At 73.6% G+C, this 21083-nt stretch carries 18 protein-coding genes and 1 pseudogene; 8 read left to right on the top strand and 11 right to left on the bottom strand.

Features of this window, described 5'->3' with window-relative positions:
• Positions 1–27 precede the first annotated feature (27 nt).
• Positions 28–804: a sulfite exporter TauE/SafE family protein gene (locus ACFYYJ_RS13345; protein ID WP_385127713.1), complete on the top strand. Its 777-nt coding sequence runs from the start codon at positions 28–30 to the stop codon at positions 802–804.
• Positions 805–819: 15 nt separating this feature from the next.
• Here the strand turns inward: ACFYYJ_RS13345 and ACFYYJ_RS13340 are convergent, their stop codons facing one another.
• Both ACFYYJ_RS13340 and ACFYYJ_RS13335 read right to left on the bottom strand, forming a co-directional pair.
• Positions 820–1539, bottom strand: coding sequence for a class F sortase (locus ACFYYJ_RS13340; protein WP_389131811.1), 720 nt, complete (start codon positions 1537–1539; stop codon positions 820–822).
• A 127-nt stretch (positions 1540–1666) separates the two neighbouring features.
• The gene (locus ACFYYJ_RS13335) at positions 1667–2209 is read right to left on the bottom strand and encodes a hypothetical protein (protein ID WP_385127717.1); all 543 of its coding nucleotides are present in this window, start codon (positions 2207–2209) and stop codon (positions 1667–1669) included.
• Between the two features lie 474 nt (positions 2210–2683).
• On the opposite strand from ACFYYJ_RS13335, the gene ACFYYJ_RS13330 reads away from it, so the two are divergent.
• Entirely contained in the window at positions 2684–3100 is a 417-nt protein-coding gene (locus ACFYYJ_RS13330) for a gamma-glutamylcyclotransferase family protein (protein ID WP_389131807.1), read from the top strand.
• 366 nt (positions 3101–3466) lie between these two features.
• Here ACFYYJ_RS13330 and dnaG read toward each other — a convergent pair whose 3' ends face one another.
• The 4 genes from dnaG to ACFYYJ_RS13310 form a co-directional block, all read right to left on the bottom strand.
• Positions 3467–5371 carry a DNA primase gene (dnaG, locus tag ACFYYJ_RS13325; RefSeq protein WP_385127721.1) on the bottom strand — a complete coding sequence of 635 codons (1905 nt, stop codon included), beginning with the start codon at positions 5369–5371 and terminating at the stop codon, positions 3467–3469.
• 34 nt (positions 5372–5405) lie between these two features.
• Positions 5406–6680 carry an NAD(P)/FAD-dependent oxidoreductase gene (locus ACFYYJ_RS13320; protein ID WP_385127723.1) on the bottom strand — a complete coding sequence of 425 codons (1275 nt, stop codon included), beginning with the start codon at positions 6678–6680 and terminating at the stop codon, positions 5406–5408.
• Between the two features lie 93 nt (positions 6681–6773).
• A complete protein-coding gene (locus tag ACFYYJ_RS13315; protein WP_389131803.1) occupies positions 6774–8099 on the bottom strand; it encodes a deoxyguanosinetriphosphate triphosphohydrolase in 1326 nt (441 codons plus the stop codon).
• Between the two features lie 36 nt (positions 8100–8135).
• On the bottom strand, positions 8136–8864 hold the full coding sequence (locus ACFYYJ_RS13310; protein ID WP_385361692.1) for a sirohydrochlorin chelatase: 729 nt from the start codon (positions 8862–8864) through the stop codon (positions 8136–8138).
• 351 nt (positions 8865–9215) lie between these two features.
• Between ACFYYJ_RS13310 and ACFYYJ_RS13305 the strand changes: the two genes are divergently transcribed.
• From ACFYYJ_RS13305 to ACFYYJ_RS13285, 5 genes and pseudogenes are all read left to right on the top strand, one after another.
• Positions 9216–9923, top strand: a complete 708-nt coding sequence (locus ACFYYJ_RS13305) for a vancomycin high temperature exclusion protein (RefSeq protein WP_389131800.1) — start codon at positions 9216–9218, stop codon at positions 9921–9923.
• Positions 9924–9989: 66 nt separating this feature from the next.
• Positions 9990–10760 carry a glucose 1-dehydrogenase gene (locus ACFYYJ_RS13300; protein ID WP_389131798.1) on the top strand — a complete coding sequence of 257 codons (771 nt, stop codon included), beginning with the start codon at positions 9990–9992 and terminating at the stop codon, positions 10758–10760.
• A 191-nt stretch (positions 10761–10951) separates the two neighbouring features.
• A complete protein-coding gene (locus tag ACFYYJ_RS13295) occupies positions 10952–13027 on the top strand; it encodes a molybdopterin oxidoreductase family protein (protein ID WP_389131796.1) in 2076 nt (691 codons plus the stop codon).
• Positions 13028–13104: 77 nt separating this feature from the next.
• A pseudogene (locus ACFYYJ_RS13290) lies at positions 13105–13356 on the top strand (hypothetical protein); the annotation flags it as partial.
• A gap of 681 nt (positions 13357–14037) precedes the next feature.
• On the top strand, positions 14038–15120 hold the full coding sequence (locus tag ACFYYJ_RS13285; protein ID WP_385361720.1) for an RNA polymerase sigma factor: 1083 nt from the start codon (positions 14038–14040) through the stop codon (positions 15118–15120).
• A gap of 20 nt (positions 15121–15140) precedes the next feature.
• Here ACFYYJ_RS13285 and ACFYYJ_RS13280 read toward each other — a convergent pair whose 3' ends face one another.
• The 5 genes from ACFYYJ_RS13280 to ACFYYJ_RS13260 form a co-directional block, all read right to left on the bottom strand.
• A complete protein-coding gene (locus ACFYYJ_RS13280) occupies positions 15141–16394 on the bottom strand; it encodes an ABC transporter permease (protein ID WP_389131793.1) in 1254 nt (417 codons plus the stop codon).
• Complete coding sequence (locus tag ACFYYJ_RS13275) at positions 16394–17185, bottom strand: ABC transporter ATP-binding protein (protein WP_389131791.1); 792 nt, start codon at positions 17183–17185, stop codon at positions 16394–16396. The genes ACFYYJ_RS13280 and ACFYYJ_RS13275 overlap by 1 nt, the downstream gene beginning before the upstream one ends.
• The gene (locus tag ACFYYJ_RS13270) at positions 17182–18708 is read right to left on the bottom strand and encodes a peptidoglycan-binding protein (RefSeq protein ID WP_389131789.1); all 1527 of its coding nucleotides are present in this window, start codon (positions 18706–18708) and stop codon (positions 17182–17184) included. The genes ACFYYJ_RS13275 and ACFYYJ_RS13270 overlap by 4 nt, the downstream gene beginning before the upstream one ends.
• A gap of 79 nt (positions 18709–18787) precedes the next feature.
• Positions 18788–19729, bottom strand: coding sequence for a hypothetical protein (locus tag ACFYYJ_RS13265; protein WP_389131787.1), 942 nt, complete (start codon positions 19727–19729; stop codon positions 18788–18790).
• Positions 19730–19827: 98 nt separating this feature from the next.
• On the bottom strand, positions 19828–20184 hold the full coding sequence (locus ACFYYJ_RS13260) for a beta/gamma crystallin domain-containing protein (protein WP_385127747.1): 357 nt from the start codon (positions 20182–20184) through the stop codon (positions 19828–19830).
• 354 nt (positions 20185–20538) lie between these two features.
• On the opposite strand from ACFYYJ_RS13260, the gene ACFYYJ_RS13255 reads away from it, so the two are divergent.
• A complete protein-coding gene (locus ACFYYJ_RS13255) occupies positions 20539–21021 on the top strand; it encodes a helix-turn-helix domain-containing protein (RefSeq protein WP_389131784.1) in 483 nt (160 codons plus the stop codon).
• The last annotated feature ends 62 nt before the right edge of the window (positions 21022–21083 follow it).

Below are 21083 nucleotides of genomic sequence, written 5' to 3'. Positions count from 1 at the left end.
CACCGAACAGGTCCATAGGGTCGGGTCGTGCCTGACATATCAACGACCATGATCATCGTGCTGTGCGTGGCCGCCGCGGCGGCCGGCTGGATCGACGCGGTGGTGGGCGGCGGCGGCCTGCTGCTCCTGCCCGCCCTCCTCCTCGGCCTGCCCAACGCCCACCCCGCCACCGTCCTCGGCACCAACAAGGCGGTGGCCATCGTCGGCACCGCGGGCGCCGCGATCACCTATGCGCGCAAGGCCCCGGTGAACGTGAAGCTCGCCGTCCGCATCGGCCTGGCCGCGCTCGCCGGCTCGATGGGCGGCGCCGCGCTCGCCGGAGGGATCAGCAAGGACGCGCTGCGGCCGCTGATCATGGTGGTGCTGGTGGTCGTCGCCGGCTTCGTGCTCTTCCGGCCCGGCTTCGGCGCCGCCCCGGCCACCTCGCCCGTCAGCCGCCGACGGGTCCTGCTGGCCATCGGCCTGGCGGGGCTGGGCATCGGCTTCTACGACGGACTCATCGGCCCGGGTACGGGCACCTTCCTGGTGCTCGCGCTGACCGCGCTGCTCCACCTCGACCTGGTCACCGCCTCCGCGACCGCCAAGATCGTCAACTGCTGCACCAACGCGGGGGCGCTCGCGATGTTCGCCTACCAGGGCATGGTGCTCTGGCAGCTCGCCGCGCTGATGGCCGTGTTCAACCTGGCCGGGGGCATGATCGGCGCGCGCATGGCGCTCAAGAAGGGCAGCGGCTTCGTCCGCGCGGTGCTGCTGACCGTGGTCAGCGCGCTGGTGGTGAAGCTCGGCCTCGAACAGTGGGGTTAGAGGACGCGCCCCGGGTCAGTACGTCCCGGTGAGGTGGGCGAAGACGACCACGTTGCCGCGGTAGCCGGTGCGCGGGGAGAAGCCGCCCCCGCAGGTGATCACCCGGAGCTCGGCGCGCCGCGAAGCCCCGTACACGCGCTTGTCGGGGAAGGCCCCGGCGTCGTAGACCTCGACCGCGTGGACCGTGAACACGGCGGTACGGCCGTCCGCTCGCGGCACCTCGATCGAAGCTCCCCGGTGCAGCGCGCCCAGATGGTAGAAGACGGCCGGCCCGACCGCGTTGTCCACGTGCCCGGCGATGACGGCGGTGCCCGTGGCGCCCGGGGTGGTGCCGTCGCGGTACCAGCCGGCCAGGTCGCGCCGGGCCGGCGGCGGCACCTCCAGACTGCCGTCCGACTCCAGGCCGAGACCGGTCAGCGGCGCGTCGACCCGGATCGAGGGGATCCGGATCCGGGTGGGCGGGGAACCGGGGAGCGGGGCGACGCTGGGCCCGGTGGTTCCGGCCGAGCTCAGGGCATCGGCGGGGGAGGGCAGTGGTGGTCCGATCGGCTCGCGGGAGCCGCTGGAGACGAGCCAGATGCCGATGCAGGCGGCGAGCGCGACGATTCCCCCGTGACGGCGGGCCGGGGAGTGGAGGGCCCGCCTCGGCGGGCGCGCACCCGATCCGGGGCGGATGCCGGCGGCGGGCCGGGGCTTCCGGTCGGGGCCTCGGCCGCCACCGAAATCGCCACCCATGAGAACCCCCTCGGCGTCCGTGGCGGGGTCAATGGCCGTCGCCCGCCCGCGAACGGGGGGACCTCGCGGAGCGGGCGACGGAGGACGGTACCGGTCGGACCGCGGCCGGAGCCGCGGTGGGCGTCCGTCAGCTCCGCGTGCCGCTCGCCCGGCGACGCAGGAGCCAGGTACCGCCGACGGCGGTCGCGGCCAGCACTGCCGCTCCCGCCGCGATCTTGGCGGGGTCGGTGGTGGTGGTCGTGCCACCGCCCACCCCGGTGTGGACGTGGCCCTGGGGGCCCCGTTCCGTGACGGCCAGGTCGCCGGTCGCGAACTTGCCGTCAGCGCAGGTCACCCCGATGCCGTAGCTCCCCGGCCGGATGCCGCGGGCGACCTGGAACTGCCCCACGACCACCTCCTTGTGGGTGGTGGGGACCAGCTTGAACCGGCCGCCGCCCACGGTGGTCGCATCCCCCTCGGCGTGGCTGCCGGGGCCGCACGCGGTGGTGTTCACCGTGACCGTGGCCCCGGGGGCGGCCGACTTGGGCCACACCTCCAGCGGCGCGAAGTCCCCGGGCGCGAAGGCCACCATGCCGATGTCCGCGGCCGCGAACGCACCCGCCACCGGGACGGTGAACGCGGCGGCGGTCAGCGCGGTCGCGGTCAGCGCGTGTGCGGTACGTCGGCGCATGGGGCTCTCCTGGTGACACGGGGTCGTGTCCCAGAGGTAACCCGGCCCTCCCGACGGCCGCCTGCTGATGTCTCGTCAGATATCGCCCGGCGCACCCCGCCGCCCCGCGTTTGCGCACGTCAGCAGGGCCGTGAGGCCATTCGTGCCACCCCACGCCGTCCGGGTGATCGGCCGGCCCGCAGAGCTCCTCCGCCTTGCCGAGGCACGGCCGCATCCGGGGCACCGGCGCGGGCTCCCGCCGGCCCTCGGCGGCGGCGGGGGCGGCGCAGCCGGTGGCGACGGCCGCGCAGAGGCCCAGCAGGGCGATGGGGAGACGGCGGGAGGAAGGTGTCATGGCGGGCCGGCGCCAGACGGCGGGGGTCACGGGCACCGGGAGGTTGTGCAACAGCGGTGCGTACGGTGGAGTGACGCGGAAAAGTCGGGACCTTCGACCCCGGCCCGACGGCACCGTGCCCCACCCCGAGGAGAGCCCCCGTGACATCGCTCCCGTTCTTCGTCTACGGGACCCTGCGGCCGGGGGAGGTCAACCACGACCTGTTCCTCCGCGGACGCACCGCCTCGGAGGAACCGGCGAGCCTCCCCGACACGGCGCTCTACGACGGCCCGGGGTATCCGTACGCGGTCCGGCGGCGCGGGTCGGCCGTCGTGGGGGAGCTGATCACCGCGGCGCCGGGGGTCTACGCGGAACTGCTGGCGGCGCTGGACCACCTGGAGGAGTACCGGGGGCCGGGACTGCCGGGGAACGTGTACGACCGCATCGCCCGCGAGGCCGTGCGGGTCGACGGCACCGCCGTCCTCGCCTGGGTCTACGTGGCGGCCCCACCGGTGGCCCTGCGGCTGGCCCGATCGGGCACGGAAATACCGAGCGGCGACTGGCTCCGCCGCCGCTAGCCCCCGGCGGGCCGGTTCTGTGGCACCCCGGGCCGTCGGGGTCGGGTGTGCGGTGGGGTGCCCCCGCAGGGCGTCGAACGCGACCCCACTGTGCTTGCCGGTGCCGCTGCCCGTTCGACGCCCGAGGAGGTGCCCCCGGCGCGCGCCCGGCCCCGACGGCACCGTCCCCCGGTCCGGGGCGTGGTGCCGCTGCGCGGAGCCGGTCCCCTACCCGCCCTTCCACCGTTCCCTGGGGCTCCGCCCCAGACCCCGCGCCTCAAACGCCGGCGAGGCTGAAAGCGTGCCGCGGACATGGTGCGGGCGGCGGCAGCCAAAACCAGCCCCGCCGGCGATTGAGGCGCGGGCGCGGAGCGCCGTAGGGGCGAGTCAGAGCCCTTCCGCGCCCCGGTTGCGGAGGCGTTGGCCGTATTGCTGGAGGACCCACAGTTCCTCCTGGACCGCCGCCAGTTGTTCCGGCGGTGCCTGCGCGCCCAGGCGGGACAGCGTGCCCTGGACCTCGTGCACCCGCCGGTCCACGGCGCGCAGCCGGACCTGGACCAGCTGGACGCCCGCGTACATCTCGTCCACCGTCTTCGCGTGGATCGCCTCCACCGCCAGCTCGGTGACCAGCGCCCGCACGGTGTCGTTCGGCGCGGCCTCGCGGACCCGGGCCAGGTAGTCCTCGGCGCCGAGCGAGGCGCCGCCCGCGTCCTGGATGGCCTGGCGCACCGAGGCGTACGGCGGCGCGGTGAACTCGTCGATCCCGTAGGCGTCGAAGGCCGGCGAGACCAGCGCCGGGCGCTGCAGCGCCAGCTTCAGCAGCTCGCGCTCGGTGCGGTGCGCCGGGCTGCGCAGGTTGAGGGCCGGGCCGGAGGCGGGTGCGGCGGCGGTTTCGGGGGCGGGGTCCGGGGAGCGGCGCCCGCCGCGGCCCTGCTGCTGCGGCTGGTTCCCGCGCTCCCGCGCCCACCGCGCCAGCTGCGCCACCCGCTTGACCACGAACTGCTCGTCGCGGATGCCCAGCATGCCCGCCAGCTGTACCGCCGACTCGTGCTGGATGGCGATGTTCTTGATGTTGGCGACGACCGGAGCGGCCTCGTCCAGCGCGGCCGCCCGCCCCGCCGGGTTCTCCAGGTTGTGCCGGGACACGATGTGCCGCAGCGCGAACTCGAACAGCGGCGTGCGGGAGTCCACGAGTGAGGCCACGGCCGCGTCGCCTTGGGCGAGGCGCAGGTCGCAGGGGTCCATGCCGCCGGGGGCGATGGTGATCGAGGTCTCGGCGGCGAACTTCTGATCGTCCTCGAAGGCCCGCAGCGCGGCCTTCTGGCCCGCCGCGTCGCCGTCGAAGGTGAAGATCACCTCGGCGGTGGCGTTGTCCATCAGCAGCCGGCGCAGGATCTTGATGTGGTCCCCGCCGAAGGCGGTGCCACAGGTGGCGATCGCGGTGGTGACCCCGGCCAGGTGGCAGGCCATCACGTCCGTGTAGCCCTCGACGACCACCGCCCGCGAGGTCTTCGCGATCTCCTTCTTGGCGAGGTCGATGCCGTAGAGGACCTGGGACTTCTTGTAGATCGAGGTTTCGGGGGTGTTCAGGTACTTCGGGCCGTTGTCGTCCTCGCGCAGCTTGCGCGCGCCGAAGCCGACCACCTCGCCGCTGATGTCGCGGATCGGCCACATCAGCCGGCCGCGGAAGCGGTCGATGGGCTTGCCGCTGCGGCTGTCCTGGGCGAGCCCGGAGGTGATCAGTTCCTTGTCGGTGAAGCCCTTGCCGCGCAGGAAGCGGGTCAGGTGGTCCCAGCCGGCCGGGCTGTAGCCCACGCTGAAGTGCGCGGCCGCGGCCTGGTCGAAGCCGCGCTCCGCCAGGAACTTGCGGCCGATCTCCGCCTCGGGGCCGCCGAGCTGGTCCACGTAGAACTGCGCGGCGGCCTTGTGGGCCTCGACGAGCCGGATGCGTTCGCCGCGGCCGCTGGTGCCGGCGGTGTAGCCGCCCTCCTCGTACCGCAGGGTGATGCCCGCCTGGCCGGCGAGCCGCTCGACCGCCTCCGAGAAGGAGAGGTGGTCGATCTTCATGACGAAGTCGAGGGTGTCCCCGCCGGCCTGGCAGCCGAAGCAGTGGTAGAGGCCCTTGCTGGGGCTGACCTGGAAGGACGGGGACTTCTCGTCGTGGAAGGGGCACAGGCCCTTGAGGTTGCCGCCGCCCGCGTTGCGCAGTTGGAGGTAGTCGGAGACCACGGCGTCGATCGGGACCGCGTCCCGTACCGCCTTCACGTCGTCGTCATTGATCCGTCCTGCCACCCGTGAAGTCTACGGCCGGGCACAGGCAAACCCGTCAGGCCCCCTCGGCCGGGATCAGCGACTCCAGCGGAACGGACGGGTCCGCCAGGGCCTCGCGGTCCACCGGGGCCTTTGACCTGATCAGGGCCTGGATGTGCTCCGTGACGTCCCACACGTTCACGTTCATCCCGGCCAGCACCCGGCCCTCCGAGAGCCAGAACGCGATGAACTCCCGCTTGCCCGCGTCGCCGCGCACCAGCACCTGGTCGTAGCTGCCCGCCGGGGCGTGTCCCGAGTACTCCAGACCCACGTCGTACTGGTCCGAGAAGAAGTACGGCACCCGGTCGTAGGCGACCTCCTGGCCCAGCATCGCCCGCGCGGCCGCCGGGCCGCCGTTGAGGGCGTTGGCCCAGTGCTCCACCCGCAGCCGGGTCCCGAGCACCGGGTGGTGGGCGGCGGCCACGTCGCCGACCGCGAACACGTCCGGGTCCGAGGTGCGCAGCGAGGCGTCCACGGCGATCCCGCCGCCGTGCTCCCGGTCGACCAGGGCCAGCCCGGAGGTCTCGGCGAGCGCGGTGCGAGGCGCCGCCCCGATCGCGGCGAGCACCGCGTGCGCCGGGTGTTCCTCCCCGTCGTCCGTACGGGCCGCCAGCACCATGCCGTCCTGGCCGACGATCTCCGTCAGCTTCGCCCCGAAGTGGAACCGCACCCCGTGCTCGGCGTGCAGGTCCTCGAAGAACCGGCCGATCTCCGGGCCGAGCACCGCGTGCAGCGGGGTGGCCAGCGGCTCGACCACGGTGACCTCGGCGCCGTAGGAGCGGGCCGCGGCGGCCACCTCCAGGCCGATCCAGCCTGCGCCCGCGATCAGCAGGTGGCCGTTGTCCCGGCCGAGCGAGGTGAGCGCCTTGCGCAGCAGGTCGGCGTGGGTGAGCCGGCGCAGGTGGTGGACCCCGGCCAGGCCGGTGCCCGGGATGTCCAGGCGGCGCGGCTCGGAGCCGGTGGCCAGCAGCAGCTTGTCGTAGTGCAGCAGGGTGCCGTCGCCCAGGCGCACGGTCTTCGCATCGCGGTCCAGGTGCACCGCGGGCTGGCCCAGGTGCAGCTCGACGTCTGCGCTCGCGTACCAGGACTGCTCGTGGACGAAGACGCTGTCGCGCTCCTCCTTGCCGAGCAGGTAGCCCTTGGACAGCGGGGGCCGCTCGTAGGGGCGGTCGCGCTCGTCGCCGATCAGGATCACCCGGCCGGTGAACCCCTCCGACCTCAGCGTTTCGGCGGCCTTAGCCCCGGCCAGCCCCGCGCCGACGATGATGAACGTCTGGTGTGCGTCGACCACCTGATGCCTCCTCATAACCTCTCCGCCACATGCGACCACATGCGAGCGTCCCGCACTGAGCCTGCCGCGTGAAGGGGGAGTGGCCCGATCAACTCACCCTTCGGCGCGTCGCGTGCGCCGGGTGAGGCGGGCGTGCAGCGAGCGGGCGGACGCGTCGGTGAGGCAGGCGATCTGGTCGATGACCGCCCGCTTCCTGGCCTTCTCGTCCGGCGCCGCGTCGAAGATCGCCCGGAACTGCGGGTCCAGCCCCTCGGGCGCGCGGGCCTGGAGGGCCTCCGCCAGTTCGGCCAGGACGATGCGCTGGTCGGCGCGGATCCGCTCCTGCTCGTCGCGCTGCATGACGTACAGGTCCGCGACCGCCTTCAGCACCGCGCACTCGTTGCGCGCGGCCCGGGGCACCACCAGTTCCGCGCCGTACCGGGTCAGCCGCCCGCTGCCGTGCGCCTCCCGCGTCGCACCCTCGGCGGCCAGGCAGAAACGGCCGATGAGCTGGCTCGTGGCGTCCTTCAGCCGGGCCTGGGCCACGGCCGAGCCGTCGTAGCCGTGCGGCCACCACTCCTGCTCCATCAGCCGGTCGAGGGCCTCGCGCAGCTCCTCCGGCTCGGTGTCCGCGGGGACGTAGCGGCCGATGGCCACCTGCCAGATCGCGGCGCGCTCCGGCTCGGCGAAGAGCAGGTTGGGGTCGAGGTGGCCGGCGTGGAGACCGTCCTCAAAGTCGTGGACGGAGTACGCGACGTCGTCGGACCAGTCCATCACCTGGGCCTCGAAGCACTTGCGGTCCGCGGGCGCGCCGCGGCGCAGCCACTCGAAGACCGGCAGGTCGTCCTCGTACGCGCCGAACTTCACCGAGTCGGGGTCGGTGGGGTGGCCGCCGCGCGCCCAGGGGTACTTGGTGGCGGCGTCCAGGCAGGCCCGGGTGAGGTTGAGGCCGACGCTGACGGGTGCGCCGGTCCGCGGATCGGGCGCGAACCGCTTGGGCTCCAGGCGCGTCAGCAGCCGCAGCGACTGGGCGTTGCCCTCGAAACCGCCGCAGTCCTTGGCGAATTCGTTCAGCGCCTCCTCGCCGTTGTGGCCGAAGGGCGGGTGCCCCATGTCGTGGGAGAGGCAGGCCGCCTCGACCAGATCGGGATCGCAGCCGAGCGCGGCCCCCAGCTCCCGGCCGACCTGGGCGCACTCCAGGGAGTGCGTCAGCCGGGTCCGCGGGCTCGCGTCCCAGTCGTACGAACGGGTGCCCGGCGTGACCACCTGGGTCTTCCCGGCGAGCCGGCGCAGCGCGGCGGAGTGCAGGACCCGCGCCCGGTCGCGCTGGAAGGCGGTCCGCCCGGGCCGCTTGTCGGGCTCGGTGGCCCAGCGCTCGGTGGCGGAGGCGTCGTAGAGGTCGGTCGGGTCGTCTGCGGGGGCGTGCGCGGTGCCTTCCATGGATCGACGGTAACCGGAACGTCCGACAAACCGGGATCAGGCGGAGACGAGTTCCGGCCGGAGCGGGGTGACGGGCAGGGCGGCCGCCTCGTCGTAGCGGTGCAGCAGCAGCCGCGCGAGGGCCGGGTGGTCGCCCAGGGGCGCGGACGCCGGGCCCGGCGCGGCCGCCGCGCACTGGGTCGCGAACCGGCCGGGAGCGGCGAAGTACGAGGCCACGGCGATGCGGTGGCGGCCGCGGGCGGCCAGGGCCCGGACCGCGTCGGGCACGGTCGGCGCGGCGGCCGAGGCGTAGGCGGGCACCACCGGGACGCCGCCGAGGCGTTCGGAGAGCAGGGCGGCGGTGCGGCGGGTGTCGGCGGCCGAGTCCGGGTCGCGGGACCCGGCCGCGGCGAGTACGACGGCGGCCGCGGGGTCCGGGGTCCAGTCGGCCTCCGTGAGGCGTTCGTACAGGGCCTCGACCAGCAGCGGATGCGGGCCGAGCGGGGCGGCGACGCGGGTGCGCAGGTGCGCGGCCCGGGCGGCGGCCGCGGGCAGGTCGCGCTTCACGTGGTGGCCGCGGCCGAGCAGCAGCGGCACGAGCACCGCCGCCCCGGAGGTCTCGCGGAGGGTGTCGTCGAGCAGCGGCCGGTTCAGCTCGACGTGGCCGAGCCGGACATCGAGGCGGGGCCGGAGCTCGCGGACCCGGTCGAGGAGGGCGAGGGCGGTGTGCAGGGCGCGCGGGTCACGGCTGCCGTGGGCCACGGCGACGAGGGTGGGCTGCTGCATGGGCGGTCTCCGTGGGGACGGGCGCGGGGCGGCCGCAGCCCGTTGAGCTGCGTGCCGAGCTGCGCGGTGATCCGGGTCAGCAGCTCGGCCGTGCTGCCGAAGGGGAGGGGCGGGATGGCGGGAGGGTGCACCGGCTCCGTCATGGATCGATCCTGCGCGCCGCAGGTTGCCGATGCGTTGCGCCGGGGTGACGGGTGTTTTCCGGGTGCTCACAGGGCGGTTGCGCGGCCTGTCGCCCGACCTGTCGGCGGGTCTTCGCGGGGCGGCGCTCCGCTGCGCCCCGCGAAACCGCGCGCTCCCCGGCGGCGTCCTGACCAGCGGAACGACAGCCGAGGAACCGGGGGATGGACGATGCGCGCACCGCGCCTGCCGAAGGTCGAGTGGAGCCGGGCGGCCGCCCCGCTGCGTACCGTACGGGCGCGGCGGCGGGCCGTGCGGGCGGTCATGGCGGGCTGCGTGCTGGCGCTGCTGCCGTCGGCGTGGACGCACGCGGCGGCCTCCGGCCGGCTGGGGACCACCGCGCAGGCTCCGGCCGGCGAGGTGGCAGTGGTGTTCGGGGCGGGGCTGTGGAACGGCAGGCCGACGCCGTACCTGGCCCGCCGGCTCGACGCGGCGGCCGAGCTGTACCGGGCCGGCAAGGTCCGGGTCGTCCTGGTCACCGGGGACAACAGCCGCACCGAGTACGACGAGCCGAGCGCGATGCGCACCTACCTCACCGGGCACGGGGTGCCGGCGGACCGGATCGTGGACGACTTCGCGGGCTTCGACACCTGGGACTCGTGCGTACGGGCCAAGAAGATCTTCGGGGTGGACCGGGCGGTGCTGATCAGCCAGGGCTTCCACATCCGCCGGGCCGTGGCCCTGTGCGAGACCGCGGGCGTGGACTCGTACGGGATCGGGGTGGACGACGAGCACGACTCCACCTGGTACTACGGCGGCACCCGCGAGGTCTTCGCGGCGGGCAAGGCGGTGCTCGACGCGGTCTTCGAGCCGGAGCCGAAGTTCCTGGGGCCGAAGGAGCAGGGGGTGTCGCGGGCCCTGGCCGCTCTGGCACACTGACGAGGACATCGGTTATTCCGATTAGTCATATACCGATCAGTCTGATGTGATCAGAGGTGTGGAACCGTGGCTGTTGTGGATCTGAGCGGCAAGGTCGTCGTCGTCACCGGTGGAGCCCGCGGCCTGGGCGCCGCGGCGGCGCAGGCCGTCGTGGACGGCGGCGGCAAGGTGCTGATCACCGACGTGCTGGAGGCGGAGGGTGCCGAGACGGCCGCCAAGCTCGGTGACGCGGCCCGCTTCGTCCGGCACGACGTGACGAGCGAGGCCGACTGGGCGGCGGCGCTGGAGTACGCGGTCGCCGAGTTCGGCCGGATCGACGGACTGGTCAACAACGCCGGCATCTCCACCGGCTCGTTCCTGGAGCACGAGAGCGTCGAGCACTTCCGCCGGGTGATCGAGATCAACCTGGTCGGAGTGTTCATCGGCATCAAGACCGCCGTCCCGCTGCTGCGCGCGGCCGGCGGCGGCTCCATCGTCAACATTTCGTCCGCCGCCGGCCTGACCGGACTCGCGCTGACCGCCGGCTACGGCGCCTCCAAGTGGGGCGTGCGCGGCCTGTCGAAGATCGGCGCGGTCGAGCTCGCCGAGGCGAAGATCCGCGTCAACTCCGTGCACCCCGGCATGACGCTGACCCCGATGACCGCGCCGATCGGCATCCAGGCCGGCGACGGCAACTACCCCGGCGCCCCGCTGGGCCGGGTCGGAGCCCCGGAGGAGATCGCGGCCGCGGTCGCCTTCCTGCTCTCGGACGCCGCCGCGTACATGACGGGCGCCGAGCTCGCGGTCGACGGCGGCTGGACGGCTGGCCTGACGGTGAAGTACCTGACCGGCCAGTAGCCGGGTCCGGGCCCGCGGCGCGGAGCGGGTCCCCCACCCGCCCTTCCACCGTTCCCCGGGGCCCCGCCCCGGACCCCGCGCGTTCGAGCCCCGGGCCTCACCGCGCGGGTCCGCCCGCGCTGAGCCCCCGCACCCCCGCCCGTAACGCGGTGGCGCGCCCCGCCGTAACACCCCCCGCGCACCCTGGCCGTATGCACAGCAGCCAGGAAGCCACCGCCACGCACTGCCCGTACTGCGCCCTGCAGTGCGGCATGAACCTCCGCCCGGAGCCGGGCGGGGCCGGCGTGACGGTGGAGGAACGGGCGGAGTTCCCCGTCAACCGGGGCGCGCTCTGCGGCAAGGGCCGCACCGCCCCGGCCGTGCTCTCCTCCCGGGTGCGCCTGACCGAGCCGCTCGTCCGCACCCACGCCGGGCGGCTCGAACCGGCCACCTGGGAGGAGGCCCTCGCCGCCGTCGCCGACGGCCTCGCCCGCACGGGCCGCACGTACGGGCCCGACGCCGTCGGGGTCTTCGGCGGCGGCGGGCTCACCAACGAGAAGGCCTACGCGCTCGGCAAGTTCGCCCGCGTCGCCCTGCGCACCTCGCAGATCGACTACAACGGCCGCTTCTGCATGTCCTCGGCCGCCGCCGCCCACCAGCGGGCCTTCGGGCTCGACCGCGGGCTGCCCTTCCCGCTGGAGGACGTCCCGCGCAGCGGCTGCGTGATCCTCGTCGGCTCCAACCTGGCCGAGACCATGCCGCCCGCCCTGCGCTACCTCACCGAGCTCAAGGCCAACGGCGGCACCCTGATCGTCATCGACCCGCGCCGCACGCGCACCGCCGAGCAGGCGGACCTGCACCTGGCCCCCCGCCCCGGCACCGACCTCGCGCTCGCCCTGGGCCTGCTGCACCTGATCGTCGCCGAGGGCCGCACCGACGAGGAGTTCATCGCCGCGCGCACCACCGGCTGGGAGGAGGCCCGGGCCGCCGCGATGGCGCACTGGCCCGAGCTGGTCGAACGCATCACGGGCGTCTCGGTCCCCAAGCTCCGCGAGGCGGTGGAGCTCTTCTGCGCCCCGGAATCCGCCATGGTCCTCACCGCCCGCGGCCCCGAACAGCAGTCCAAGGGAACCGACACCGTCGGCGCCTGGATCAACCTGTGCCTGGCCACCGGCCGGGCCGGCCGCCCCCTGTCCGGCTACGGCTGCCTCACCGGCCAGGGCAACGGCCAGGGCGGCCGCGAGCACGGCCAGAAGGCCGACCAGCTCCCCGGCTACCGCAAGCTCACCGACCCGGCGGCCCGCGAGCACGTCGCCGGGGTCTGGGGCATCGACCCCGCCGACCTCCCCGGCCCGGGGCGCAGCGCGTACGAACTCCTCGACGCCCTCGGCACGGACGTGAAGGCGCTCCTCCTCATGGGCTCCAACCCGGTGGTCTCCGCCCCCCGCGCCGCCCACGTCGAGGACCGCATCCGCTCCCTCGACTTCCTCGCCGTCGCCGACGTGGTCCTCTCCGAGACCGCCGCCCTCGCGGACGTGGTCCTCCCCGTCACCCAGTGGGCGGAGGAGACGGGCACCACCACCAACCTGGAAGGCCGCGTCCTGCTCCGGCGCCGCGCCCTCACCCCGCCGCCCGGGGTCCGCACCGACCTGTACGTCCTGCACGAACTCGCCGCCCGCCTCGGCGTGGAGAAGGGGTTCCCGACCGAGCCCGAGGAGGTCTTCGACGAACTGCGCCGCGCCTCGGCGGGCGGCCCGGCGGACTACTCGGGCATCGACTACGCCCGCATCGAAGCCGAGCAGGGCGTCTTCTGGCCCTGCCCGGAAGGCACTTCGGGCACGCCCCGGCTCTTCCTGGACCGCTTCGCCACCGAGGACGGCCGCGCCCGCTTCACCCCCGTCTCCCACCGCGACGCGGCCGAGGTCCCCGACGCCGAGTACCCCCTCCTGCTCACCACCGGCCGGGTCGTCGCCCAGTACCAGTCGGGTGCCCAGACCCGCCGCGTCGACGAGCTCAACGCGGCCGCCCCCGGCCCGTTCGTGGAACTCCACCCCCGCCTCGCCGCCCGCATCGGCGCCGTCGAGGGCGCCCCGCTGGCGGTCACCTCCCGCCGCGGCCGCGCGGTGGCCCCGGCCAGGATCACCGACGCCATCCGCGCGGACACGGTCTTCATGCCCTTCCACTGGCCGGGCGAGGGCCGCGCCAACAACCTGACCAACCCGGCGCTGGACCCCACCTCCCGGATGCCGGAGTTCAAGGTCTGCGCGGTCCGCGTCGAACCCGCCTGACGGCCCGGGGATCTCTTGCCGCAGTCTTGGTCGCCGCTTTGGCGACCCGTCCGGGACGCCGAACCACCTTTCCCGCCATGCCCCCACGCCCCCTCCCGTACCGCAAGCCGACCCGTGGCCGTGACTACTGGATCCTGGACGACGCCCTGCCCGATCCCGACGCCGTACGGGCCCGCTGCCTGGCGAAGGAGGACTGGGTCCAGGGCGCCCCGCACAAGCCCGAGCCCTGGCCGGGGCTCCGCGCCATGCCCGCGCTGGAGCCGGACGAACCGGCCCGCGTCGAAGGGCTGGTGCGCAAGGCGACCGGCGCCCGGCGGCACCCTGGAGGACCCGCCGAGCCGAGCGCGGCGACCAGCGCGTCGCAGGCCGCCCCCGCCTCCGCCGCCGTGCCCCGCCACCGCCGGGTCACGAACCGCTCGTGGCGACCCGAGGACAGGGCGCGGCGGGCGTTCCGCGACAGGTGCGCCCCGTGCCGGACCGCCAGGGACTGCAGGGCCTCCCGATCGAAGTCCGCCGGCAGCAGCAGCTTCAGGTGGTGTTCGAAGCGGCCGCCGCCCGGGCCCGGTCGGTCCGTGGTCCAGGGGACCGTCTCCACCTTGACGCGGACCGGGTCGAAGCCGGCCGCCCGCAGCCGCGGCACCAGGCCCTCGTGGCCCGTGCGGTCCCGCAGGGTCGGCATCGGCTGCGACACCATCCGGCCCCGGGCCAGCCGATGTGGGTGACCTTCAACTCCCGCGCGTCCGCCCAGGCGTCGAGCCGGGCCAGTGCCGCCGCGTCCGGGCAGCGCACCGTGACGTGGGTTTCGTACGCGTACATGGCGCAAATCCTGTCGGACATGCGTCCGATCCGCATCGGCACGAGGGCCAGGGGGTAACCATCGGTCACGCGCCGGACTCAGAAAGTGCTCGCACGCCCCTCGTGGCCGTGATGTGTCGTACCCCACACTGAGGTGCGGTTCCCCCGTCCTCGGAGCCCTGGAGGTCGCCCCCGTGCAGACCCGGACCCTGACCGTGAACGAGAGCGAGAGCGAGTCCTCGGAGGTCGAAGCCGTGGACGAAGAGCGCGACGCCGACGCCGAGGCGGACGCCGAAGTCGACCCCGGGCCCGAGGTGCTGGAGCTCATCGAGCGACCGGTCCCGGAGCAGCGCAGGCGCGCCAACGCGGAGGGCGGAGGCGGATCGGGGCCTTCCGCCGACCTGTTCCGCCAGTACCTGCGGGAGATAGGCAGGATCCCGCTCCTCACCGCCGCCGAGGAGGTCGACCTCGCACGGCGCGTCGAAGCCGGCCTGTTCGCCGAGGAGAAGCTCGGCAACACCCCCGACCTCGACTCCCAGCTCGCCGTCGACCTCGACAAGCTCGTCGTCATGGGCCGGATGGCCAAGCGCCGCCTCATCGAGTCGAACCTGCGGCTCGTGGTCTCCGTCGCGAAGCGGTACGTGGGCCGCGGGCTCACCATGCTCGACCTCGTGCAGGAGGGGAACCTCGGGCTCATCCGGGCCGTCGAGAAGTTCGACTACGCCCGCGGGTACAAGTTCTCCACGTACGCCACGTGGTGGATCCGGCAGGCGATGTCCAGGGCCCTCGCCGACCAGGCCCGGACCATCCGCGTGCCCGTCCACGTCGTCGAACTCATCAACCGCGTCATCCGCGTGCAGCGCCGCATGCTCCAGGAACGGGGCTACGAGCCCACGGCCGAAGAGGTCGCCGTACACCTGGAGTTGACCCCCGAGCGGGTCATGGAGGTGCTCCGCCTCGCGCAGGAGCCGGTCTCCCTGCACGCGCCCGTCGGTGAGGAGGACGACGTCGCGCTCGGCGACCTCATCGAGGACGGCGACGCCGCCTCGCCCGTGGAATCCGCCGCGTTCTTCCTGCTGCGCGAGCACTTGGAAGCGGTGCTCTCCACGCTGGGCGAGCGGGAGCGCAAGGTGGTCCAGCTCCGCTACGGGCTCGACGACGGCCGCCCGCGCACCCTGGAGGAGATCGGCCGGATCTTCGGCGTGACCCGCGAACGGATCCGCCAGATCGAGTCCAAGACCCTCAACAAGCTGCGCGACCACGCCTTCGCCGACCAGCTCCGCGGCTACCTGGACTGAGGTCGGGCCGGACCCGCGGGTCAGGCGCTGCGGAGCGCCTTGAGCGGGTCCGTACGCGCGGCGCGCAGGGCCGGGTAGAGCCCCGCCAGCAGACCGACGACCGTGCCGATCAGCGGTGCGGGCAGGGTGGCGGCGGGCTGCAGGACGGCGGTCCAGTCCCGGACGGCGGCCACGGACACCACGGTCACCACGCCGAGGCTGGTGCCGATCAGGCCGCCCAGGGTGCCGAGGGCGGTGGACTCGGTGAGGAACTGGGTGGTGATGTGCACGGTGCGCGCGCCGAGCGAGCGGCGCAGGCCGATCTCCTCGGTCCGCTCCAGCACGGCCACCAGGGTGGTGTTCGCGATGCCCACCGCGCCCACCAGCAGACAGATCCCGGCCAGGGCCAGGAACAGGCCGGTCAGGTCGGAGGTCACCTTGTCCTGGAGGCTGTGCGGGTCGGGCGGCTCGACGACGGTGAAGGCGTCCGGTGCGTCGGGCCGCAGGGCGGGCGGGATCTGTGCCGCCACCACCGAGGCGGCGCCGACCCTGGTGGCGACCAGGGCCTGGGCCGCGCGGTCCGGCTCGGTACCGGGGTTTCCGAACCGCTCCAGCGCCGTGCCGGCGGGGATGATCATGCCGAGCAGGGCGCCGGACTGACGGCGCACGTCCGAGTAGATGCCGATCACCGTGTACGGGATGGAGTCGATGAACACGGCGGGCTGGGCGTCCAGGCGGGTCACGCCCAGACGTCTGGCCGCGGCCTGGCTCAACAACACCACCGGCTGGGCCGTCTTCTGGACGAAGGCGTCCATGCCGACGCCGGCCACGAGGGTCGGCTCCATGGCGGCTACGGCGCCCGGACTGGCGGCGAAGAGGGTCAGCCCGGTGCCCAGGTTCTCGCCGCCGGGGCGGGCGGCGACCACCGGGGCCGCGGGGACCGGCCACCAGACGCCGCCCACCCGGACCCCGTCGATCGCGGCGAGCCGGCTGTCGGTGTCCTCGGGGAAGTTGCTCGGCGGGTTGGCACCCGGCGCGACTCCGTCCGTACGGGGCCTGTCGGCGACGTTGACGGTGGTGGCCTTGGTCAGGCTGAACTGTTCGCCGATCTGACCGGACGCGGTCGCGGTGAGTCCGAGGACGGCGACGAACGCGCCGATGCCCAGGACCGTGCCCAACATGGTCAGCATCGACCGCCCTGGGCGTTGCAGGACCCCGGAGAGGGCTTCCAGGAGGAGGTCCCGCAGGCCGAGCCGGGAGGCGGGATCGGACAGTACGCTGCGGGCGCGGGCCATCAGGCGGGCTCCTCGGCGAGCACGCCGTCGCGGATGTCGACCCGGCGTCCGGCCCGGGCCGCGACGGAGGGGTCGTGGGTGATCACCACCAGAGTGAAGCCCTGCGCGTGCAGCTCGTCGAACTGGGTCAGTACCGCCTCCGCGTTGGCCGAGTCCAGGTTGCCGGTGGGCTCGTCGCAGAGCAGCAGGCTGGGGCGGTTGACCAGGGCCCGGGCGATCGCGACGCGCTGACGCTCGCCACCCGACATGGTGCCGGGCATCGCGTCGGTGCGGTGACCGAGTCCGACCTGCCGCAGCGCCGTGAGGGCGGCCGCCCGCCGGGAGCGGGCCGGGGTGCGGTTGTAGATCTGGGCGAGTGCCACGTTCTCCTCGGCGGTGCGGTGCGGAAGGAGGTGGAAGGACTGGAAGACGAAACCGATCCGGCGCCCGCGCAGGGTCGAGCGGTCCCGGTCGTGGAGCGTGCCCGTGTCGATGCCGTCCAGCTCGTAGCGGCCCCGGGTCGGGGTGTCGAGCAGGCCGAGGAGGTAGAGCAGGGTGGACTTCCCGGAGCCGGAAGGCCCGGTCACGGCCAGGTACTCGCCCCGGTGGACGGTCAGGTCGGACGGGTGCAGCGCGACCACCGGCGGCCGGCCGGGGTGGGTGCGGCCCACCCCGGACAGGGCGATCACGGGCGGCTCGGTGACCGGCGGCTCGGTGCCCGCAGGCCCGGTGACCGCCGGATCCGTACCGGTCGGGCCGGTCTCGGGCCGGTCGGCGGAGGGCGGTGTGGCGGCGGGCGGTGTGGCGGTCATCGGCCGACCACCACCTGGTCGCCGGGCCGGAGTTCGGCGCCGGGGGCCGGCGTGACGGCGACCATGCCGTCGGCGGTCACACCGGTGGTCACCGGCACGGTGGTCCGGGCCCCGCCCGCGCTCACCTTGCCGACGGAGGTCCGGCCCGCCGCGTCCGTGGAGATCGCGGCCACGGGGACGGCCGTGACGGGAGTGTCGGACGTGTCCTTGAGGACGGTGAGACGGAGGTTCCTGCCGTTGAGAGCGGCCGGCAGGGGAGCACTCGGCGTGATCGCGACGGGGATGTAACTCGTACCGCCCGGCTGGCCGTTGGGTTGCTGCGCGCCGCCGTTCCCACCCGCGCCCGCCCCGCCGCCACTGCCCTGGGCGCCACCGCCCGTGGCGGCGCCGCCCCCGCCACCCGCCCCGCCGCCACCGCCGGCCGCCGGCGGGGCGGCGCCACCCAGGGTGATGACCCGTCCGGCCGGCGGCGTGGTGGTGGGTGCGCCCACGCTCGCCACCGTGCCGGTCAGTGTGGTGTTGGTGTCTTCGACGAGCACCTCCACGGCCATGCCCGGCTTGATCCCCGACGCCTGGTTCGGTGTCAGCTGCCCGGTGATGTTCAGCCCTCCGCTGGTCAGGGACAGGAGCGTGCCGGACACCGGTTCGCCCACCGAGCCGTTGACCGCCGTGACCGCGGCCGGCAGCACCGGGAGGAACAGGACGTGGGAGGCCGGCACCATCGGCCCGTGCGCCGCCTTGGCCCTGGTGAGCGCGGCCTGGTCGTCGGCCAGTTGCTTCTTCGCCACGTCGATCTGCCGACGGGCGTCGCCGGACGCCGCCGGGCCCGTCCGGACGAGGGCGTCGAGTGCCTGCCGACTGCTGTCCACCGCCTTCTGCGCGGAGTCGACGGCCTGCTGGGTGGCGGCGCCCGTCGTCGGCACCGGATACCCGAGCGCGCGGTAGAACGCGGTGACGGCCTGAGCCGTACCGGGCCCGAAGACGCCCTTCTCGTCGGACCGCGACGAGTGGCCCAGACCGGCCAGCGCGGCCTGGAGTTCCGCGACGTCGGGACCCGTGCTGCCGGGCTTGATGTCCCGGTACGCGGGCACCTGCCCGGGCAGTGCGAACAGGGGCTGCCCGGACACCTCGGCGAGCAACCGGCCCGGCCGGACGGTGTCGCCCGTCTTCACCTCCAGCCGGGAGACGTACAGCTGGGTGACCTCGGCGGAGGCCGCGGAGGGAACCACGTTGTACTGGGCCGGCGGGTACACCACCGCCCGGGCGGCCACGGACCGGTTCAGGACCTTGCTGACCACCGGAGCGGTGAGCAGGCTGTTGGCGGGCGGCGCCGCCTGCGCGGCTCTTTCGGCAGGGGACTTGACCAGCGTGGCGGCTCCCAGGCCGCCGACCGCGACGAGGGCCGCTCCGCCCGCGACGAGGCCCAGCATCCTTCGGCGGCCGGCGGCGCGGGAACGCGGGGCCGGGGACGTGTCGTCGCCGTCGGAGTCGGAGTCGACGGTGGTGTTCCCATGTTTCAACAAGGCTCTCTCCACGTGGAGTTCACTCCACAAGGGTGTCGCCACCCGGCCGTTGGACGGACACGGGCGAGCATGCGGACCGTTACCCCGTCGTGCCGCCGGCGGTGATCTGGGCGGCCTTGCGGACGAGGTCGTCGATCTGCTGCCGGTACGCGGCGAGTTTGGTGGAGTTGGCCTCCACGTACTTCTTGCCGTAGGCGGTCTGTACGGCGACGACGATGCCCACGGTGTTGTTGGCGATCTTGCATTCGACGTCCGCGGTGGCGGTGGCGATCTCCTCGGGGCCGGCCGGACCTCCGGCGTTGCCTCCCTGGGCCGAACCCCACTTCTGGTCGGTCACCGCGGCGATCGGGTCCTTGTAGTCGAACCCCCTGCCCTTCATGCACTCGGACCACTTGGCGTACGCCTCGACGATCCGCGGATCGCCGGCCGGGATCTTCGGCCCGCCGTCGGGGAGCGCCGAGTCGCTGATGACGAGGTCGTCGGCCTTGAGGGTGTCGCGGCCCTTCTGGCCGCATCCGCCGGGCGGTACCGGCTTGCCGTCGAGGGTCGGCACGGGCTGGTGCGTGGTCGGGTCGTTCCCGCTCATCGCGATGTCCTCGGCCGCGGTGGGCGGAGCGCCCCCCGTACCGTTGCCGGCAGCTCCCTGGTCGACCGCGCCCGCGCCGCGGTCGTAACCGAGGGTCTTGGCCTTCTCCACGTCGAAGTAGCCGTACAGCATGCTTCGGGTCAGGCGCTGCTTCGGTGCGTCGTCCAGCCCGAGGGTGACGGTCGGCCGCGCCGTGAGGCCGAATCCGCGCATGCACTCGGCCGTCACCGCGTCCTGGGCCTGCGTCACTTGTCTGATCTGCGCCGTGGTCACCATGTAGGCGTCGGTCGGCAGGGTGATCTGGCCGGGATCGGTGATCGTCGGCGTCGCGCCGAGGCCGGGGACCGCCGTGGTCCCCTGCCCGTCCCCGGTGCCGCACGCGGTCGCGGCCAGGGCGATGACGCCGGTGACGAATAACAGGGAGCGGCGTCCCATGTTCGTTGCCTCTTTCCGGTGCGCGTGACGGGTGTGACGGTCCGGGGGCCGGTGGGTGGGCACCGCAGGAAACGGTGCCCACCCCGTGGCCTCCGGAATCAGCGGCCCGTGATCGAGATCCAGTCGACCCGGACCTTCGGGCTGAATCCGATCGCCTTCCAGGAGCTGTAGTACGTGCGGTACGTCGAACCGTTGGTGCTCTTCCAGATGAAGGAACCGCTGTTGTTGCCGGTGTCCACCTGGTAGACGTCGTAGATCGCCACGTTGACCGAGCCGTTGTTCGCGAAGCAGACCTTCGGCGGGTAGTTCCACAGGGTGAAGAAGTCGCTGCGGGAGTTGCAAGTGGAGGTGTCGACGCGGCTGATGGCGGCGGCCGGGCCGGCGGCCACCACGGTTCCCGCGAGCGCGGCGCTCGTGGCGAGGGCCAGTGCGGCAACGTGCTTGCGTAATGCCATGATGGGGTTTGCTCCTCTGGTCGTGCCACTGAGTGGCTGATGACTGAGCGGTGGTGCGACGGAGCGGTGATACGCGTGGGCCTCGCCCTGCACGGCGGGGCCGACGTGTGCGAAACGCCGAGTGGTTTGCACGGGACAGATCCTTGCCCGGAGGCGCCGGAGTGACCAGGAACTTGGGCCGGAACTTCTGGGAGCGGGCCAGCGTTGGCCCCAAAAGTCTCGTAGTTCGAGATCGAGAGCCGGTTTCATCCGCAACTGTGTCGGTTTCACACATGATTCACATCACACGCATCGTGAGTGACCCGTGAGCTACCTATGGTGAAATCCGACCTAGCCGCATCCGGGGGGATATGGATGGAAGAGCGTCGGAAGTTATTCGGGGGTCTGCTGCGCGGGGCGCGCGAGCGGGTGGGCCTGACCCAGGAAACTCTGGCCGAACGGTCGGGACTCAGCGCGCGGGCGATCGGGAATCTGGAACGCGGACGGGCGAAGCCGCGGGCGGACTCGCTGCGGCGGATCGTGTACGCACTGGGGGGCGCTCAGCGCGAAGGGGCCGCCCTGGTGGCGGCGGCCGGACTGCAGGACGTCGACTCGGCGGAGCAGGCGGATGACCGGGCCGAACGTCACAGGCTGAACGACACCGAGGCACTGGTGCTGTTCGAGCTGCTGGGCGGAGTGGACACCGAGAGCTGGGAGCCGGAAGTACGGGCGGCCCTGTTGCGGGCCTGCTCCGGGTCGCCCGCCGCCATACGGCTGGCCGGGGCGGTGCTGGCGACCGTACCGGAACTGCCCCTGGAGGACCTGGCGCGGAGACTGGACGACCTCCAGCCGGTGTGAGACGGCGGGTGGGGACGGCCGGAACCGTCCCCACCCAACCGGTGCCCGGACAGCGGGCACCG

It is taken from the genome of Streptomyces sp. NPDC002467 (genome assembly GCF_042889825.1).
GTDB lineage: Bacteria > Actinomycetota > Actinomycetes > Streptomycetales > Streptomycetaceae > Streptomyces.
This window is presented reverse-complemented; position numbering and strand designations above follow the sequence as displayed.